The sequence below is a fragment of the Gordonia sp. NPDC127522 genome, assembly GCF_042672305.1.
Taxonomy (GTDB): domain Bacteria; phylum Actinomycetota; class Actinomycetes; order Mycobacteriales; family Mycobacteriaceae; genus Gordonia; species Gordonia hongkongensis.
Genome location: NZ_JBHXVK010000007.1, coordinates 69,483 through 85,695 on the forward strand (window position 1 = coordinate 69,483; position 16,213 = coordinate 85,695).

Here is a 16,213-nt window from a genome sequence, read left to right on the forward strand (position 1 = left end):
ATTCCTTTCGTGGGGTGAAACTCATCTGAGTCAGGGAGTGGTGAGCAGGCCGGCGGCGTACGCCGGTGCGGTGATGTCTTGCACGATGGTGTTCTGATGACTGTGCAACATGCTGAAATCTCGCCAGATACGTTCCATCCGTGAGCCGTTGACCATCACACCGGAACCCGAAGCCTTCATGAGGATGCCTTCGAGGACTCGCCACGCGGTCTGCTGACCCGCGAAGGCCAGTCGGCCGACACCGACGTCGTCCAAGAAGGAAAAGGAACCATTTCCCTTCGCGGCTCTCGTCGCCAGATCCAGATACTTCCGGGCTGCTGCGTCGAGCAATGCCTCAGCGGCTTCCAACTGAGTGACAGCGTCGGCATACCACAGTTGATAAGTGGGGTTCTCCGAACGGAGTGTGATCGGTGGTAGCGCCGTCCGCTTGGTGGTTATCAGACCCTCGTAGGTGTCAAGCGCCCCGAGGGCACCGCCGACACCGAGGGTGGCGAGTTCGAGGGTGAAGGTCGACAGGCACCGACCGTTGTACATCGGATTTCGATGCAGAGCGAACCCGGGCGTACCGCTGCCGACCTCCATGTCCGTGATCGCTCGCCCCTCGAGGACATGGGAATCCGGGATGAAGCCGCCGGAGATCTCCACGGTATGAGAGCCAGAGCCTCTGAGGCCCAGTGTGTTCCCCCAGTCATCGCGAACATTCCAGATCGAGCGCGGTGCGATGAACGCGGTGAGTCGTCCCTGCTCGCCGTTCTCGGAAATGGGGAACACGTGCCCGAGGAAGTGGGTCGCGTAGGGGCCGCCCGAGGCATAGGGGAACACACCGTTGACGATCCAGCCGCCGTCCACCTTGCGCATCGTGCCGCCGGGAGCCGACGTGCCGCTCGCAGCCGTGTGCGGTGTTGCGAAGAAGTCGCGCTGGGCTTCGTCGGACCACCACGATGCCATCCACAGCACGTGGGCCGAGGCCAGGCAGAAACACCACGCGGTGCTCATGTCGGCACGGGCGAGCTCGCGGATGATCTTGAGGTAGTCCTCGAACGAGAACTCATAACCCCCGAAGGTTCTGGGGCGCAGCATGTTGTACAGACCGGCGCGCATGAAATCGAGGTGGAGTTCCTCGGAGTAGTAGGTACGGGCCTCGGTTTCCGGGGCCTGCTCGAGGATCTTCGGAGCGAGCTCCCGGACGGCGGCGAGCGCTTCGACGAACGTCAGGTCGGCCGGGGGCGCGACCTGGGGGAAGTCCGCGGGTGGAACGGGCATGATGACCTTCTTTCTTCTGGGAACCGATCGGGAGCGGCGCCTACTGCGCGACATATCCTCCGTCGCAGGAGACTTCGGCTCCCGTGACATACGACGCATCCTCGCTGGCCAGGAACGCGATGGTCGCGGCCACCTCGGCGGGTCGCCCGACACGCGCCATCGGGATCATCGGCGCGAAGACGGAATCCTCCGCGCCGCCGAGCATCGCTGTGTCGATGAAACCCGGGTACACCGAGTTGACCCGGACACCGTCGGGAGCCCACGCGACCGCGGTGCCCCTGGTCATGCTGCGCACCGCACCCTTGGCCGCGTGATAGGCCGGCGAAACATTGTCCGCGCCAACGAAACCGAACATCGAGCTGACGTTGACGACGGCTCCCCGAGACTCTTTGAGAGCCGGGCCCGCAGCCTTCATACCGAGAAACACCCCGGTCTGCAGGATGGAGATCACGTGATCGTAAGTGACCCTGGTGCTGTCTTCGATGGTTCGCAGATCACCGATACCAGCGTTGTTCACCAGGGCGTCGATGCGTTCGTGCTCTGCGAGTACCCCCTCGACCACCTGGTTCCAGGAGCTCTCGTCGGCGACGTCGAGTCGGCGGAAAGAACCACGTCCGTGTGGCCGGCGTAGCTCCTTGACCATCAGTTCCGCATCGGCGTCGTCGATGTCAGTGGCGATGACGAACGCACCCTCGTCGGCGAGACGCTGCGCGGTCGCGCGGCCGATTCCGCGTGCGGCGCCTGTGACGATCGCTACCTTGCCGTCGAACCTGCTCATGTGAGTTCCCCTGATTCGGGTGCGTTCAGACGCACGATTCCGGTGATGCCCTTGCGATTTCGCAAATCCTCGAATGCGGTGGCGATATCGTCGAGGTCGTAGACGTCGGTGACCATCGCGGCGGGGTCGAGACGCCCGTCGTCCATCAGCCGAGCAAAACGCGGGATCATGTCGATGATGTCGCCGCCACCGGTCTGCGAGCTGAGGATCCGTTTGGAGCCGATGGCGAACTCGTATCCGTGCAGGGTCACCGTGGCGGTCGGGCTCTCCATACCGGTGGGGACCATGGTGCCGCCACCCCGCGTCATGGCGAAGGCCTGCTCCATCGCCGCGGTGCGGCCGGCGGCTTCCAGTGCCACATCCGTCCCGCGCCCCTCGGTCAGAGCCCGAACTGCCTCGACGGGGTCACCGTCAGCAGGGTCGACGAGGTCGGTGGCGCCGAACCGGGCGGCGAGCATGCGCCGCTCTTCGATCGGTTCGACAGCTATGATCTGACCGGCGCCGACGAGCCGGGCGGCCTGGATCATCCACAGTCCGAGGTGACCGCACCCGACGACGGTGACGGAGTCCCCGGGTTCCATCTGTGCAACGTCGAGGACTGCGCCGAGACCGGACACGATCCCGCAGCCGAGCATCGCCAGGTGGCGCGGGTCAGCGGAGCTGTCCACGACGACAACATTGCTCTCGCGATAGATCATCGCCTCGGCGAGTGTGGCGACACCGCCGTCGGCGTGGATCGTGTTGCCATCGCGGTCGACGCCGATCTCGCGATTCATCCCTCCGTAGATCTGCTCGCAGGCGCCAGGAGATCCGTGGGAGCAGTAGTAGCACCTCCGGCACTGGACGGATCCGACGATCACGACCCGGTCGCCGACGCTCACTCGCTCGGTGCCCGAGCCGGCCTCCACGACCAGCCCGGTGGCACTGTGGCCGGGGATCAGCGGAAACGGTGTCAAACCGCTGCCGTCGAGGCTCAGCGTGTCGGTGATGCACATGGCGGCTGCATCGAGCCGGACCAAGACCTCGTCGGCTTGGATCGCGCGGAGCGATACGGTCGCGACTTCGAGTCGACCGGTGTCGGGGACGACTGCAGCCCTCATGGCTCTCCTTCAGGGATTGATCGACGATCCGTTCATCCGGTAGCTCAGCGGGTGAGTGACAGCACCTGGGCTTCCGTGTCACACTCGACGGTATTCGTGATGGCGCTCACTGCCATCCCGGATGAGTGCACAGCAATGTTGTGGAAGCGAACGCCGCCGGTTTGCGCCACAGCGGGAAGAACGAAGCGTGTGAATGGCCACCAAACGGAATGACGCCTCTACCGCAGTCCGCATCCGCGACGGCTCGCGGCTGTGGAGTGGGGACAAAGATCTCGGTGTTGACGAGTGGGCACCCGCCATCACGGCGTTGACCACTCGTTTCGACATTGCCACGACGGCCAGTTCGGGGTTTCACGGCAGGCTTCGAGCACACGTGGCCGGCGGTATCGGTCTGTGCGATCTGAGCACCGGCGAGCACAAGGCTGTCCACGAGCCATCGAGTCACGGGTCCGACGCTCAGTTGCACATGCTGTCAGTGCAGTTGAGCGGCCGCGCGATCATGGAGGTCGACGGCCGGACGTGCGTCTTCGAACCCGGCGACATGGGCTTCTACGGTGCGGACCAGATCGGCGTGGTGTCCAGTGGTGACGACTACCGCAGTTTGTGTCTCACTCTGCCGCCGAGCAGTTTCGACATACCGCGCGACTACCTCCGCCATGTCCAGGCCAAGGTGCTGGGGCCCGATCGCGGTCTGACCTCGACAGTGTCTTCGCTGCTGGTGTCACTCAACGACTCGCTCCCGCGTCTGACCGAGAGGCAGCAGGCCCGGGCACTCCGAAGCGCAGTCGACCTGGTGATCACGCTCGTCCTGAACGAGGTCGGTGAGAGCCAGGTGGAAGCCGACCCGGCGGTCGTTCTGCGAGACCAGATGTTCGCCTACATCGAGGACAACCTCCACGATCCAGAACTGGATGTGAAGCAGCTCGCGCAGCGACACTTCGTGTCGGTCCGTCACGTACACAACCTCTTTCGCGGCACCGGTCAGACCGCCGCGGAGCGGATACGGTCGCGTCGGTTGGAGATGGCGCGCAAGGAGCTGTCGGATGTCAGGCGACTCGACACACCGGTCGCGGCGATCGCATTTCAATGCGGGTTCACCAATCCGTCGCACTTCGGCAATCTGTTCAAGGACAGGTTCGGGGTGACGCCGGCGGCGTTCCGCCAAGGGGCCCGACCGGACGCGTGAGGCTGCGCGAATCCGCATACCCAGTGCGCAGATCCGGCATCGTCGGGTTGCGACTACCCGATAGCCTTCTCGAGAGATGTCTCTACCGTTCCCCAGGAGGCCCGACTGTGCACTCGACCAATCCCCACCTCGATGGCGCCGTGTTCGAATGGGGTGGGGACGGCGACTCGACGCTGGCTGTCCTCGCGGTACATGGCCGCACCCAGACCCCCGACTTCATGCGTGAGCAGGCGGACCGCCTCGACGTATCTCACGCACGCTTCTTCGCGCCGAGGGCGTGGGAGAACACCTGGTACCCCAAACCGTTCCTGGAACCCATCCACGAGAACCAACCGGCTCTGGGTTACGCACTCGACGCCGTCGATGCGCGGATCGACGATCTCCTCGCACATGGATTTCAGACAGATCGTGTTGTCTTATGGGGGTTTTCGCAAGGAGCATGCCTCCTGGCCCACCACTGTTTGACTCGGCCGCGGCCGATTGGCGGCCTCATCCTGTACACAGGCGGGTTCATCGGGCCCGGCCGGGTCGACCCCATCCCTCGCTCGCTCACCGGTGTGCCGACGGTGATGCGGAGCATCGAGAACGACCCGTTCGTTCCGGCCCATCGGGTCCGTGAGACCGCGGATGCGCTGCGTGTGGCCGGCAGCGACGTCGATGTCCTGGTGGCACCGGGCGACGAGCACATCATCACCGAAGAGGCGATCGACGCCGGACGCACGCTGCTGGCCCGCCTCGCGTGACGTCGCCTTCATCACCCGGCCCCACACCACTTCGGTGAGATGGCCCCGGTTGACGTGTCTACTGGCGACGGCCGCATGATGATCTTCGAGTCACGCTCCCGAACAACAGGTTTCGTTCTCGAAGTATGACCTGGTCGACATGTTCGACGATAGGTACCAAGACCGCCGCGAGAAGGCCCGGGCACCGTCATCTGGTTCGCGGAAGAACTCGGGTCGAGGCGGCCGTTCCAGGTCAGCCGGATACCTGCGCACCTCCGTGACGACGCAGCAGAGCCTCGTCGGTCACCGAGATGTCCCAGAGGCCGGCTCCGCCGGCGTTCCGGTTGGTGTTCTGGATACTCGCGCCACCGTCCACCGACAGGATCTCGCCGGTGACGTAAGTGGCGTCGTCGCTGAGGAGGTAGGCCACCGCACCCGCGATCTCCTCCGGCGTGCCCGCACGACGAAGAGGCGACGTGCCGGCCCGACGGATCATGTCCTCCTGTCCCGCCGGACCGAAGATCGCGGTCGGAACGATGCCCGGCGCAATACCGTTGACACGCACGCCGATCGGGCCGCCATAGACGGCTGCGCCGTGGATCAATCCGATCACGCCGTGCTTCGAGGTGGTGTAAGCGAGCAGATCATCACTGCCGCGCAGTCCGGCGATCGACGACGTGATCACCAGGGCGCCGCGTGAGCCCGTCTCATGAAAACGGCGGAACGCGGCCCGAACGCCGAGGAACGGTCCACGGAGGTTCACAGCCATGACCGAGTCCCACTCGGCGGCCGACACCTCGACCACAGGCGCCACCGACCCGGCGATGCCCGCGTTGAGGAAGTGGAAGTCGACGTCAGAGAAGCGATCGACGGCCGCGTTCATGTAGGTGTCCACACCCACCTCGGTCGTGACATCCGCTCCGACACCGATCGAGGGCGTCGACAGTTCGGCGGCGACGCCACGTGCGGCCTGGTCGTTCAGGTCGACCGCGACCACGTGGACACCTTCGTCGGCCAGACGGTGCGCGGCGGCGCGCCCCAAGCCACCGGCTGCGCCGGTGACGACGGCGACCTTGCCGCCCAGTCCTCTCATGCTCATGACGGTTGACCTTTCGACGTGATGTTCCGGTCCCGAACGCCGGCGCGGCGTTCCAACTCCTCGGCGAGGATCGGGAACGCCGTGGTGGCCGCCTGGAAGCCCATGGTGCTGGAGATCTCCATGACTTCGAGGATCTCTTCCCTGGTGGCCCCGTATCCGATCGCGTTGCGGATGTGCAGCTTCCACCCCGGCACGTAGAGATGGGTCGCCGCCGAGTCGAATGCGATGTAGATCAGTTCCTTGACCTTGGGGGAAAGCGACCCGGTCCGCCACGGCAGCGCGGAGAACTCGGTGTAGGCCTCGAACATCTCGGGGTCGAGTTCCAGCATCTCGTCCCAGAACGGGTGCCAGTAACCCCTTTCGGTGGTGAACCGCTGCTGCAGCCTTCGCTGGTACTCGGTCAACTCGCCGGGTTGATCGCGTAACCCCTCTTCCTCCAGCACCTCCACCAGGAGGGGTACGCCGATATTCATCGCGTGAATCCCCAACGTGGTGGTGAGCTCGATGGTCTCCATGATCTCGTCAGGCGTGGCACCGTGGTCGAGTGCTGCCCGAACATGTTGCCGCACACCAGGGCTGTACAGGTGAGTGGCCGCAGCGTCGACGGCGAGGTAGATCAGCTCCTTGGTCTTGGCATCGAGATGGTTCTTACGCCACGGAACCGAAGCGAGGTCGGCGTAGGCACTCAGCAGTGCCGGTCGCAGATCGGCTATGCTCTGCCAGCTCTCGTCCCACGTGCCGTGGATGTCGACGATGGACTGCTCGAGCGCGTCGGCAACCGCGACGGGAGCAGAGGTCGACGGGCCGCCCGCCGACGCCGAACGGTGTACCCAGCGTGCGATCTCGGTGTGGTCGGCGTCCGCGTCGAGTTCGGCCGAGGCCTTCTCCCAGAGGGAGACGGCATACTCACCCAACTGCGCAGGAACCCCGAGATTCTCGGCGAGATCGGTGGCGATCTTCATGTCCTTGAGCATCAGCCCGAGCGCGAAGCCCGAGTCGTACGTTCCGGGCAGGATGAAGTTGGGAAACTTGTTGTCGGTGGACCCACTCCGGCCACTCGAGGAGTTGATCATCTCCACCAGCACCTGCGGATCGAGCCCGAACTGCTCGGCAGCGACGACTGCTTCGGCGGTGGCCAGCAAGTGGGTGGCCGAGAGCAGATTGTTGATGGCTTTGACCGCGTGGCCGGCCCCGACGTCGCCGCCGAGGCGAGGAGTGCCCAGTCTGGCGAGGATCGGTTTCACCGCATCGAAGGCTTGCGTCGAACCGCCCACCATGATGGTGAGCCGGCCGGTCTCGGCACCCTGGACGCCTCCGGACACCGGAGCGTCCACCAGACAGACGCCATCGGCGGCAAGACGTGTCGCCAGTGCCCGCGTCGAGGTGGGGTCCGAGGAGCTCATGTCGACGACGACGTCACCCTCGGCCAACGCGTTCGCGTCGATCAGGTCGTCGAGAACGGCCTCGACGATGGCCGAACTGGGCAGCATCAGAATGATCACGCTCGCGTCCGTTGCTGCCTCGGCGGCATCCTCCGCAGCCCTGCCACCGTGGGCGACCAAGGCGTTGCGGGCGGCGACGTCGATGTCGAACCCGACCACCGGATACCCGGCATCGACGAGGTTCGCGGACATGGGTGCGCCCATGTTGCCCAGCCCCAGAAAGGCGATGGTCGGCGGGGAGAGCGATACGGTTGTCACTTGTGGAACTCCGCCCCCGCACCGGCAGCCGCAATGCGGCCGGCTGTGGCGTAGTTGTCGTCCGCGACAGGTTCGGCCCATGCGGTACTCCCCAGCGAAATGGCGGTGTGGGTCATGAAAGAACCCACTCCTGCACCATGCCAGTGTCTTTCGCCGGCCGGGCACCATACGGTGTCGCCCGCCTTGAGTACACGCACCTCGGTTTCGGTGCCGATGAGCCCCTCACCGGCGAGGACCTGGAGGATCTGCCCGTGCTCGTGGTGGTGCCAGAATGTGCGCGCTCCGGGGGCGAAGTTGACGTTGTTGATGGTGACTCCGTCCGTCGATGGCATGGTCAGATAGCTGTGCACCGTACCGCTGAACCGCGAACCGGTCTTGCCTGCAGTGCCGGACTGGTCGATGCCGTGGATGAGTTTCATGAGTCGTCCTCGCTGCTGGAGTCGTCGACGGTGCTGACTTCGTGAAGGCGGACCCGACCGGAGACATCGCCGATGGCGTCCACCACAGTGTTGCTGATTCGGTCTGCGTAGCCGAGCTGGTTCGCCAGGCCGAAGGAGGCCAGCGGGGCGGCCGAGTTGGGACTCGTCACCCCCAGAGCAGCCACCAGGTCGACGTACGCGACAACGTCTTTCATCATCAACGAGTTGGTGAGTCCACCTTCGAGGTAGTCGCCGTGGATGATCGACGGGAATCGGTTGAGAGTGGCGAAGTTGACGCCGGAACTGCTGTTGAGAACGTCGAGGAGGACTTGGAGATCCAGGCCTGCCTTCTTCCCGGCCACCATCACCTCCGCGGTCGCCGACAGCGCGATCGCATTGAGGAAGTTGTTGAGCAGCTTCGCGGTGTGACCCGTGCCGATGTCGCCGCAGTGGAAGATGCTGTTGGAGAACGCATCCAAGACGGAGCGAACCTGCTCGAGGGTATCGCTCGAGCCGCCCACCATCAGCGTCAGAGTGCCCTTGGCAGCCGCAGCGGCACCACCGGAGACACCCGCGTCTAGCAGCGTGACTCCGCGGTCGGCGAGTTCGGCGGCCAGTTTCACGGTCGACCGGGGTTCTGAGGTACTCAGATCCACGACGACCTGGCCGGGCCGGCAGCCGGCGAGGATGCCGTCGTCACCGCGCATCACGCTTTCCACCACCCGACTGTGGGGGAGTGACAGCAAGACGATGTCACTCGCGTCAACGGTTTCCGCCACGGAACCGGCAGCACGGGATCCCGAGTCTGCGATGTTCTCCGACCGGGTGTCGAAGCCCAGGACATCGTGCCCTGCCGACACCAGGCAGCGAGCCATGCGGCCGCCCATGTTGCCGAGACCGATGAAGCCTATCGGCCTTCTGATCGCACCCGGCGATCCGTCTCGTGACGTTGCGTCACTCATGAACCATTCCCTTCGAAGTGACTGTCGCGTTACCTGATGTGGCTGTCGCGTCATCTGATGCTTGGTGACCGCGACCGACGACAACCGCGAACTCGGCGTCGGGGTGCCGCCTGAATCGGGTCATCACCTCGGGGTCGTGTCCAGGCACGAGGATCGCGTCGCGTTCAACCACCAAACGTTTCATCTCGTCGAACCCCTCATACATCGCGGCGAGATCGGCGACGACGAGGAACGGCATGTCCCGTTCGATCTCCTCGTAGTAATGCGTGGCGTCGGACGCCAACAGCACTGTGCCGTCTGCAGTTTCGACGAGAAGGATAGCTTGACCCGGCGAGTGGCCACCGAGCTCGATCATCTCGACACCCGGTGCGATCGGCGCGTGACCCGTGTGGAACTCCAGACGTCGCTCGTCGGCGATGGATCGCAGGTGATCGATGTCGGCGGACTCCGCCGAGTGGTGAAACTGGAGCCTCTTCGCGAGATCTCCTGTCCAGAAGTCGAATTCGACCCTCGGCGTGATCACGAGAGAGTCTGGGAAGAGGTCGAGATTTCCCGCGTGGTCGTAGTGCGCGTGCGTCAGGACGACAGTGGCGGCTCCTCGATCGACCCCGAGGACGTCGAGAGCGTCCGAGGGATGGATCAGGTGTCCACGGTCACGATTACGGCCGCCTTCGACGCTGTAGCCGGTGTCGACGACCAGGGTGCGGTGGGTGTTCCGCACGATCCAGAAGTAGTAGTCCATGCCGATCGGGCCGTCCGGCTCGCCGTAGAGGTGGTAGTTGAGGTAGACGAGGCTACGTCGTGTCTCGCGCGTGGCGTAGCGGACCGCCAGCACCTCGTAGAGGCCGTCGGGTTGGCCGTTCATGACGTCAACTCCCGTCGTTAAAGTTTGTCATACGCTACTACAATCCTTCCGCAGCGCCTGGGAATGGCCGCGAAGGCTCTGTCGAATTCCTCTATGTACCTGGTCAGGGGCACGCCAGGTGCAGTTTTCGCCCCGCCTGGGCAAGCGGGTATGGACCGCCCACCGCGACGATTGATAGCCTTGTCAGACAATTCTGCATCTTTGGAGGAATCATGACAACCAGCAGCACCCATGACGAGACCTACCGTGCCGGGATCGAGATGCGTAAGGCCGTCCTCGGTGCCGCGCATGTCGAGAGGTCCCTGAGCAACGTGACCGAGTTCTCGCGCCCGATCCAAGAGCTGGTCACCGAATACTGTTGGGGGGCGGTGTGGACGCGTGACGGACTGGACCGAAAGACCCGCAGCCTGCTCAACCTCGCCATGCTCACCACGCTCAATCGTGGGCACGAACTCGCCGTGCACGTACGCGGTGCGGTCACCAACGGCTGCACCGACCAGGAGATACAGGAAGTGCTCATCCAGACTGCGATCTATGCGGGAGTGCCGGCCGCGCTCGAGTCGTTTCGGATCGCCGAAGCGACTCTCACCGAGCTTCGCGAGAACGCCTGAGCGCGTAGGCGTCACCTGCGGTGCCGGCCGGTCGCGGTCGGCACCGCAACTGTCGGTCCGATGCCGACGAGCCGACTCGTCATGAGCGGCCGACAAAGCCTGGTCAGCATCCGGCTTCCGCGCGTGCCCGTGGTCCTCGTGCGCCCGGACAACAGTGTCGTGCACGTTCACGGTATGTCGTTCCGGTCAGCGGCCATTAGATTCCTGTGTGAACCAGTCGATAGAACTCATCTGAAGTGATACATCTCACTTACGGTTGTATGATCATCCGACAACTTGGCGCCGCCTTCGGAACGCTCGCGCACTCCTGCTGACGAAAGGAATCTGACCAATGCACAACTTTCCCCGGCCTACGCAGACGAGGTTGTATGCCGAACGCACAGCGATCGACGTGAGCTGTCCGTTCTGCGGGTCGTCGACGTCAGTGGCGTCCTATCCGGTACTGAGCGAAGGCGGCTGGTGGGACGCCGTCAAGTGTCAGGACTGCCTGTACACGCTCGAGCGCACCCGCAGCTCCCGCCTCGGCCTGTTCAGTCCGAAGGTCGCGGTCGGCACCTACTCCAACGCCACCCCGAAAGGCAGGTGACGCAACGATGTTCGGAGTTGATGTAGGCGGCACATTCACCGACGTCGTCGCGGTTCGCGACGGGGTCATCTCGGTCACCAAGGTACCCAGTAGCCGGTCCAATCCGCCTGCGCCTGTGGTCGAAGGCGCACGTCGACTCGGTGTCGAGGGCAGTACGATGTTCAATCACGCCAGCACGATGGGTCTGAACGCGGTCATCGAGCGGCGCCTGCCCAAGGTCGCCTACCTCACCACCGACGGTTTCCGAGACGTCCTCGATCGCGGCAACGTCCATCGTCCACTCGACGCACAGACCGACCCAGAGTGGCGGCGTTCCTTCGGGGACGTCAACCGCCCTCTGATTCCACGCTACTTGCGTCGAGGCGTCGCGGAGCGGATCGCCGCCGACGGCGCTGTTCTCATCGAGCTCGACGAAGACGGTGCTCGCCGTCAGCTGGAGGTGTTCGGCAAGTGCGACGTCGAAGGTGTCGCGATCTGCACCATCAACAGCTACGTCAACCCCGCACACGAGGTCCGGCTGCGTGAACTCGTACACGAGGTCCTCGGGCCAGACATCACGGTGTCGATCTCATCGGAGACCTCGCCGCTGGCCAAGGAGTACACCCGGGCCTCGACCACCGTCATCGACGTGTTCATGAAGCTGATCTTCACCGACTACTCCCACCACATCGACACCGAACTGCGCAGACTGGGCTTCGACGGCGAGCTCAACTTCGCCGACTGTGCAGCGACGCTCCTACCATGGCGCGAGGCGTTGCACCGCCCATTCCGCATCCTGTTCGCCGGACCGGCGGCGGGCACCATCTCGAGCGCACGCCTGGGTGCAGCGATCGGTGAGAACAACCTGCTGTGTGCGGACGTGGGTGGCACCTCCACCGACGTCTCGTTGATCGTCGACGGTAAACCGTTCATCCAGAACACCTTCGAACTCGAACACGACCTGGTGATCAATGCGCTCTCGACCGAGGTGTCCAGCGTCGGGGCAGGCGGCGGCAGCCTGGTGAGTGTGGCACCGTCGGGCGGTATCCAGGTTGGGCCCGGTTCGGCCGGCGCCGAGCCGGGACCCGCCTGCTACGGGCGTGGCGGGACGGTTCCCGCGGTCACAGATGCCTGCCTGCTCATGGGTATCCTGGATGGCCAGGCCTTTGCCGGTGGCGAGATGACGCTGGACAAGGACGCCGCACGACGTGCGTTCGAGGCGCTGGACGCCCCTGTCCCCTTCTCCGAACGGGTGAGTTCTGCGTACCGCCTGGCAGTGGCCAACATCGCCGAAGAGGTGCTCAACGTGGCGATCCGCCACGGTGTGGACATCCGTGACTTCTCCCTGATGTCCTACGGTGCGGCAGGCCCGATGCTCCTTCCGGCAGTACTGGAACTGCTGCCCATGAAGAACGCGGTGATTCCGCCATACCCCGGCCTCTTCTCGGCGCTGGGTCTCCTGTCCACCGATCAGGTCTTCTACGAATCTCGAAGCGCCTACATGGTTCTGAGTCCGGACAATGCCGACGCAATCGCGGAGATGTTCGCGGACATGGAGAGGGCACTGCGCAACCACGTGGGCGACGTCGCCGAGGGACTCGAGGTGCGTCGCAGCTTCGATGGCCGACTTCTCGGGCAGAGCTGGGAGACACCGTTCATCGAGATGGCCGACGGTGACATCACCGTCGACACCGTCAGCGACATGATCGCTGCATTTCACCGCGCGTACGACGACCGCAACGGCCACCGGTTCGAGATGATCCCGGTGGAAGGTGTCACTTATCGCGTGGAGTTGATCGTGCCGTCCGAGAAGGTCGAGTACATCCCGGTCGAAGCGCATCGTCCGTTCACAGTCGAGCCCGAGCGCAGGATCACCCTGGAGTTCCTGACCGACGAGCCGGTGCAGGCGGGTGAATACCGACGCGAGACGCTCTCCGTCGGCGCCAGCGTTCTCGGTCCCGCCGTCATCCGCGAAGACCTCTCCACCACGATCGTGCTCCCGTCCCAGACCGCCACCGTCGGACGTTGCGGTGAACTCGTCATCGAAAGGACCACCAAATGACCGTCACAGACCGTCCGGCACCCATTGCAGACGAGCAGATCCGCGATCTCGATCAGGCGGGCTTCGTCGCGCGATACGGTTGCGACCGACATACCGCCACCGTGCTGAGCAACCGGTTCGACTATCTGGTCGAGCACATGAGTGTTCGCCTGCTCAACGGCGCTTTCTCCCCGGTGCTGCGCGACTTCTACGACCTCGCCTGCACCATCAGTGGGCCTCCCGAACTCGACTACCAGGTGGCCGCGGCGAGCAACGGCATCGTGCTGATGGCCGGTACCGCACTCGACGGGGTGGCCAACACCGTGGAGGAGTTCGGTGTCGACAACCTCCGCCGCGGCGACATCGTGGTGTGCAATGACCCGTACCGGACGGGCAACCACAACAACGATCTCAATTTCATCCGTCCGGTCTTCTCGGACGGAGTGATCGCCGGTTTCGTGAACCTCAACGCCCACCAACTCGACATGGGCGGCGTGGCGCCCGGCGGATTCAGTGCGACCAAGCACAACGTGTACGAGAACGGTCTGGTCATCTCGCCTCGACTCTTCGTGCGCGACGGTGAGATGGTCGCCGAGACATGGAATCTCATCTTCGACAACGTTCGGATGGCCGACATCCTCTATCCCGACCTGCTGACCATCTGCTCGAGTCTGGATCTGGGAGAACAACTCCTCGTCGAGTCGATCGAACGGTACGGCCTGGCGGCGGTACACGGCACGATCCGCTACGCGTGCGATCTCGGTGCCGAAGCGATGGCTGCAGCGTTGGATCGAGTTCCCGACGGCGACTGGTCGGGCAGCGAGCAGATCGACTGCGACGGCGTCGACGACACCGAGCAGTACTCGCTGAACGTCGCGATCCGCAAACGCGGTCCGCGCATCGAGATCGACTTCTCCGGCACCTCTCGCCAGGCTCGAAGCTCCGTCAACGCGACCGCGTGGGACACGAAGACCTCCGTCGGTGTCGCATTGAAGTATCTGTTTCTTCCGCGCGGCCGGTTCAATTCCGGTCTCTACCGCAACGTCGACATCGTGTTGCCCGAGGGCACAATGCTGTCCGCACTGCCGCCCGACGGTTGTGTCTTCATGTACTGGGAGCAGGGCCAGATCGTTCTCACCGCCATGCTTCGCGCACTGTCGGCCGCGCTGGGGGATGCGGCAATCGCCGGCGACAGCGGCAGTGCCGACCTCCACACTGCCTTCGGTGTCAATCCGGACGGGACTCCGTGGGTCTCCGCACTTCAGTGCGGCGGCGAGGTGGGACCATATGGCGCAAACCAGTTCGGCGACGCGGACTCACAGTGTATGACCTACCAGGCCAACGGCGTCGCTCCGGCGGTCGAAGCCATCGAGAAGAGCACTCCCGCGGTCGTGCTTCGCCACGAGGTGAAGATCGACTCAGGCGGCCCGGGGCGTTTCCGGGGTGGCGCGGGGATGATCCGAGATACGTTATGGACCGTCGATGCCGGATATTCGCTGACCTCGCTGCGTTACAAGCAGGCCGCCGGTTTCGGCGCCAACGGCGGCGACGACGGTGCACGAGGCGGAATCTGGCTCTATCCGCCCGCCGAGAACGGCGTGGTCGGGGCCCCAGGGGTCGGTGACGACGACTTCCGCGCTGCCACGCCGTGGGCGGGCGTGATCGATCCCGCGACCCACCTGCCTGCAACCGAGGGCGGCGAGTTCATCTACCCGTTCTCGGCGGGCGGGAACAACTCGGTGGCGAACTCGGTCATCCGCTATCTGACCAACGCCGGTGGCGGCTGGGGAGATCCGTTCACGCGCGATCCGCACAAGGTTCTCACCGACGTGCGGGACGGCTTCGTGTCGATCAACGGAGCGGCCCGCGACTACGGCGTCATCGTGCTCGGCGATCCAGATCTCGATCCCGAAGGACTCAGTCTCGATCTCGTTGCGACGCAATCGCTTCGGGAGTCCCGGAGTGACCGCCGATAGCGGAGGGCACGCAGGCGTACCGAGCCGACCCGGTGCGCCACGACGGGTGGGTGGACCTCACATGCACTCGGCATGCCCGGCCCGGGCGGTCGTGCAACAGGCAGCTCGGCCCGCCACCGGACGGCCGCCCGCCCGGCCGTCAGCCACCAAGGTGTGCGATTCGAGGGTGCAAACCTCTTCCCCACCCGGCACGAGCTGCTGTTGTCGTCATACGATCTCGAACTCAACTCGGCGCAGTCCCGCGGGATCACCGAGTCTTCACGATATCGACAGGACTGTGCGCGCATCATCCATGCGAGTGACGAGCCTCACCTCATAGCCTCGAACATGTTCGGATCTACCCCGAGCCGCACCCGCCTTCATCCCGAGGAGCACCATGATGACTACCAACCATGTTGGCCCCCAACAGATTACGGTGAGCCCGGAGGACTACCGCACCGTCTTCGGTGACCACCCCGCAGGGGTTGCGGTGATCACGGCAGATGCCGGTGACGGGCCGGCCGGACTCACGGCGACCTCTGTCGCCTCGGTATCGGCGACCCCACCGATGATCGTGTTCTCGTTGTCGACCAGCTCTTCCGCGGCGCCCACCATCGCTGCCGCGGAGACTGTGGTCGTGCACATGGTCTCGACCGCACAGATGCCGGTGGCATTGACCTTCGCGACAAGTGGCATCGACCGCTTCGCCGACGAGAGCTCGTGGACCCGGCTCGATACCGGTGAGCCGCTTCTCCTCGCCGCCACACGCTGGATGCGGGGCCGGATCGTCAGCAGGGTCGACGCGGGTGCCGCGACAGTGGTCACCGTCGAAGTGCTGGAGGTCCACCTCGACGCGAGCGCCGAACCGTCGGCCCCGCTCGTCTATCACGCCCGCGCCTGGCACACGCTCGGCGACCACTCCCGAGTGAACTGACAAGATCTCAGGA

At 64.5% G+C, this 16,213-nt stretch carries 15 protein-coding genes; 7 read left to right on the forward strand and 8 right to left on the reverse strand.

Annotation, left to right across the window (positions count from 1 at the left end; translation table 11 throughout):
- Positions 1-30 precede the first annotated feature (30 nt).
- From ACFVHY_RS14100 to ACFVHY_RS14110, 3 genes are read right to left on the reverse strand one after another with little or no spacing between them, the layout of a single operon-like run.
- Positions 31-1,263: an acyl-CoA dehydrogenase family protein gene (locus ACFVHY_RS14100; RefSeq protein ID WP_390272709.1), complete on the reverse strand. Its 1,233-nt coding sequence runs from the start codon at positions 1,261-1,263 to the stop codon at positions 31-33.
- A gap of 40 nt (positions 1,264-1,303) precedes the next feature.
- A complete protein-coding gene (locus ACFVHY_RS14105; protein WP_390272711.1) occupies positions 1,304-2,041 on the reverse strand; it encodes an SDR family NAD(P)-dependent oxidoreductase in 738 nt (245 codons plus the stop codon).
- Positions 2,038-3,141, reverse strand: coding sequence for a zinc-binding dehydrogenase (locus ACFVHY_RS14110; RefSeq protein ID WP_390272713.1), 1,104 nt, complete (start codon positions 3,139-3,141; stop codon positions 2,038-2,040). The genes ACFVHY_RS14105 and ACFVHY_RS14110 overlap by 4 nt, the downstream gene beginning before the upstream one ends.
- A gap of 193 nt (positions 3,142-3,334) precedes the next feature.
- Here ACFVHY_RS14110 and ACFVHY_RS14115 point away from each other — a divergent pair, with 193 nt between their 5' ends.
- Entirely contained in the window at positions 3,335-4,327 is a 993-nt protein-coding gene (locus tag ACFVHY_RS14115; RefSeq protein WP_390272716.1) for a helix-turn-helix domain-containing protein, read from the forward strand.
- Between the two features lie 107 nt (positions 4,328-4,434).
- On the forward strand, positions 4,435-5,070 hold the full coding sequence (locus ACFVHY_RS14120; protein ID WP_390272719.1) for an alpha/beta hydrolase: 636 nt from the start codon (positions 4,435-4,437) through the stop codon (positions 5,068-5,070).
- Positions 5,071-5,302: 232 nt separating this feature from the next.
- On the opposite strand, the gene ACFVHY_RS14125 is transcribed toward ACFVHY_RS14120, so the two are convergent.
- The 5 genes from ACFVHY_RS14125 to ACFVHY_RS14145 are packed head-to-tail and all read right to left on the reverse strand — an operon-like array spanning position 5,303 to position 10,094.
- A complete protein-coding gene (locus tag ACFVHY_RS14125; protein WP_390272720.1) occupies positions 5,303-6,148 on the reverse strand; it encodes an SDR family NAD(P)-dependent oxidoreductase in 846 nt (281 codons plus the stop codon).
- Entirely contained in the window at positions 6,145-7,848 is a 1,704-nt protein-coding gene (locus ACFVHY_RS14130; RefSeq protein ID WP_390272723.1) for an NAD(P)-binding domain-containing protein, read from the reverse strand. The genes ACFVHY_RS14125 and ACFVHY_RS14130 overlap by 4 nt, the downstream gene beginning before the upstream one ends.
- Positions 7,845-8,267 carry a cupin domain-containing protein gene (locus tag ACFVHY_RS14135; protein ID WP_390272725.1) on the reverse strand — a complete coding sequence of 141 codons (423 nt, stop codon included), beginning with the start codon at positions 8,265-8,267 and terminating at the stop codon, positions 7,845-7,847. Before ACFVHY_RS14135 ends, ACFVHY_RS14130 begins: the two co-directional genes overlap by 4 nt.
- Entirely contained in the window at positions 8,264-9,229 is a 966-nt protein-coding gene (locus ACFVHY_RS14140) for an NAD(P)-dependent oxidoreductase (protein WP_390272727.1), read from the reverse strand. The genes ACFVHY_RS14135 and ACFVHY_RS14140 overlap by 4 nt, the downstream gene beginning before the upstream one ends.
- Positions 9,222-10,094: an N-acyl homoserine lactonase family protein gene (locus ACFVHY_RS14145; protein ID WP_390272729.1), complete on the reverse strand. Its 873-nt coding sequence runs from the start codon at positions 10,092-10,094 to the stop codon at positions 9,222-9,224. The genes ACFVHY_RS14140 and ACFVHY_RS14145 overlap by 8 nt, the downstream gene beginning before the upstream one ends.
- A 212-nt stretch (positions 10,095-10,306) precedes the next feature.
- Between ACFVHY_RS14145 and ACFVHY_RS14150 the strand changes: the two genes are divergently transcribed.
- The 5 genes from ACFVHY_RS14150 (at position 10,307) to ACFVHY_RS14170 (ending at position 16,200) form a co-directional block, all read left to right on the forward strand.
- Positions 10,307-10,705 (forward strand): carboxymuconolactone decarboxylase family protein, encoded by a 399-nt coding sequence (locus ACFVHY_RS14150; protein WP_390272731.1) that lies wholly within the window; start codon positions 10,307-10,309, stop codon positions 10,703-10,705.
- Positions 10,706-11,036: 331 nt separating this feature from the next.
- The gene (locus ACFVHY_RS14155) at positions 11,037-11,291 is read left to right on the forward strand and encodes a hypothetical protein (RefSeq protein ID WP_390272735.1); all 255 of its coding nucleotides are present in this window, start codon (positions 11,037-11,039) and stop codon (positions 11,289-11,291) included.
- Positions 11,292-11,298: 7 nt separating this feature from the next.
- Positions 11,299-13,332, forward strand: coding sequence for a hydantoinase/oxoprolinase family protein (locus tag ACFVHY_RS14160; RefSeq protein ID WP_390272737.1), 2,034 nt, complete (start codon positions 11,299-11,301; stop codon positions 13,330-13,332).
- Positions 13,329-15,287 (forward strand): hydantoinase B/oxoprolinase family protein, encoded by a 1,959-nt coding sequence (locus ACFVHY_RS14165; RefSeq protein ID WP_390272740.1) that lies wholly within the window; start codon positions 13,329-13,331, stop codon positions 15,285-15,287. The genes ACFVHY_RS14160 and ACFVHY_RS14165 overlap by 4 nt, the downstream gene beginning before the upstream one ends.
- Before the next feature lie 376 nt (positions 15,288-15,663).
- A complete protein-coding gene (locus tag ACFVHY_RS14170) occupies positions 15,664-16,200 on the forward strand; it encodes a flavin reductase family protein (protein ID WP_390272743.1) in 537 nt (178 codons plus the stop codon).
- The last annotated feature ends 13 nt before the right edge of the window (positions 16,201-16,213 follow it).

Excerpts from the sequence above, each read along its gene's own strand:
- ACFVHY_RS14100 (WP_390272709.1), bottom strand. The coding sequence starts at position 1,263 with ATGCCCGTTCCACCCGCGGACTTCCCCCAGGTCGCGCCCCCGGCCGAC.
- ACFVHY_RS14105 (WP_390272711.1), bottom strand. The coding sequence starts at position 2,041 with ATGAGCAGGTTCGACGGCAAGGTAGCGATCGTCACAGGCGCCGCACGC.
- ACFVHY_RS14110 (WP_390272713.1), bottom strand. The coding sequence starts at position 3,141 with ATGAGGGCTGCAGTCGTCCCCGACACCGGTCGACTCGAAGTCGCGACC.
- ACFVHY_RS14115 (WP_390272716.1), top strand. The coding sequence starts at position 3,335 with ATGGCCACCAAACGGAATGACGCCTCTACCGCAGTCCGCATCCGCGAC.
- ACFVHY_RS14125 (WP_390272720.1), bottom strand. The coding sequence starts at position 6,148 with ATGAGCATGAGAGGACTGGGCGGCAAGGTCGCCGTCGTCACCGGCGCA.
- ACFVHY_RS14135 (WP_390272725.1), bottom strand. The coding sequence starts at position 8,267 with ATGAAACTCATCCACGGCATCGACCAGTCCGGCACTGCAGGCAAGACC.
- ACFVHY_RS14140 (WP_390272727.1), bottom strand. The coding sequence starts at position 9,229 with ATGAGTGACGCAACGTCACGAGACGGATCGCCGGGTGCGATCAGAAGG.
- ACFVHY_RS14145 (WP_390272729.1), bottom strand. The coding sequence starts at position 10,094 with ATGAACGGCCAACCCGACGGCCTCTACGAGGTGCTGGCGGTCCGCTAC.
- ACFVHY_RS14150 (WP_390272731.1), top strand. The coding sequence starts at position 10,307 with ATGACAACCAGCAGCACCCATGACGAGACCTACCGTGCCGGGATCGAG.
- ACFVHY_RS14155 (WP_390272735.1), top strand. The coding sequence starts at position 11,037 with ATGCACAACTTTCCCCGGCCTACGCAGACGAGGTTGTATGCCGAACGC.
- ACFVHY_RS14160 (WP_390272737.1), top strand. The coding sequence starts at position 11,299 with ATGTTCGGAGTTGATGTAGGCGGCACATTCACCGACGTCGTCGCGGTT.
- ACFVHY_RS14165 (WP_390272740.1), top strand. The coding sequence starts at position 13,329 with ATGACCGTCACAGACCGTCCGGCACCCATTGCAGACGAGCAGATCCGC.
- ACFVHY_RS14170 (WP_390272743.1), top strand. The coding sequence starts at position 15,664 with ATGATGACTACCAACCATGTTGGCCCCCAACAGATTACGGTGAGCCCG.